General features: G+C 66.8%; 1 pseudogene. It reads right to left on the bottom strand.

Features of this window, described 5'->3' with window-relative positions:
* Nucleotides 1-1,026: pseudogene (locus EA796_RS23375) on the bottom strand (aconitate hydratase B); the annotation flags it as partial.
* Nucleotides 1,027-1,174: the final 148 nt, after the last annotated feature.

Here is a 1,174-nt window from a genome sequence, read left to right as displayed (position 1 = left end):
TTGCCGACCATCTTCTGCGCCAGGGTGAAGCCCTTGCCGCTGTCGGCCGGCGCTTGCGGCTTGTTGAACAGGTCGGAGGGGGCCAGACCCAGCTCGGCGCGCGCCTTCTCGGTCAGGCCGCGGCCGATGATCAGCGGGATACGGCCGCCGGCGCGCACTTCGTCGAGCAGCACGGGAGTCTTCAGTTCGAAGCGGGCCAGCACTTCTTCAGTGCCCTGTTTGCAGACCTTGCCGGCATAGGGGTAGAGGTCGATCACATCGCCCATATCGAGGGCGGCCACGTCGAATTCGATTGGCAGGGCGCCGGCGTCTTCCATGGTGTTGTAGAAGATCGGGGCGATCTTGTTGCCAAAGCAGAAGCCGCCGGCGCGCTTGTTCGGAATATGGGGAATGTCGTCGCCGAAGAACCACTGCACCGAGTTGGTGGCGGATTTGCGCGAGGAGCCGGTGCCGACCACGTCGCCGACATAGGCCACCGGGTAACCCTTGGCCTTGACCGCCTCGATCTGCGCCAGCGGGCCGACCGCGCCGGGCTGCTGCGGCACGATGCCGTCGCGAGCCATCTTCAGCATGGCCAGGGCGTGCAGCGGGATGTCCNGCCGCGGCATTGCCGGCCTTGGCGCGCTCGGCGACGTCGTGGAAGGCGTCGAACATCAGCAGGGTGTGCTTGAGCTGTTCGGCGGCAACGATGGCCAGCTCGGCGCTATCGAGCAGTTCGACCAGGGTGGCGATGTTGTAGCCGCCCTGCATGGTGCCCAGCAGTTCGACGGCGCGCTGCTTGCTGAGCAGCGGCGAGGCGGCTTCGCCCTTGGCCACGGCAGAGAGGAAACCGGCCTTGACGTAGGCGGCTTCGTCCACGCCGGCGGGGACGCGGTGGCTGATCAGATCGAGCAGGAAGGCGGCTTCGCCGGCTGGCGGGTTCTTCAGCAGTTCGACCAGGGCGGCGGTCTGTTCGGCATTCAGCGCCAGGGGCGGCAGGCCCTGCTCGGCACGTTCGGCGACATGGTGGCGGTAGGTTTCAAGCACGGTGTGATTCCTCGGGACAGAAGGCCGATCTGGCAAGGCCTGGGCCGTGTATCCGGGGGCGGGCAGGGCGTGCCCGGCCGCACCGGTGTTCTGGGGGGTTATTTTTTGGCGGCGAACAACGCGTCGAGCTTCTGCTCGAAGGCGTGGT

The organism is Pseudomonas sp. AOB-7 (assembly GCF_003696305.1).
Lineage (GTDB): Bacteria > Pseudomonadota > Gammaproteobacteria > Pseudomonadales > Pseudomonadaceae > Aquipseudomonas.
This window is presented reverse-complemented; position numbering and strand designations above follow the sequence as displayed.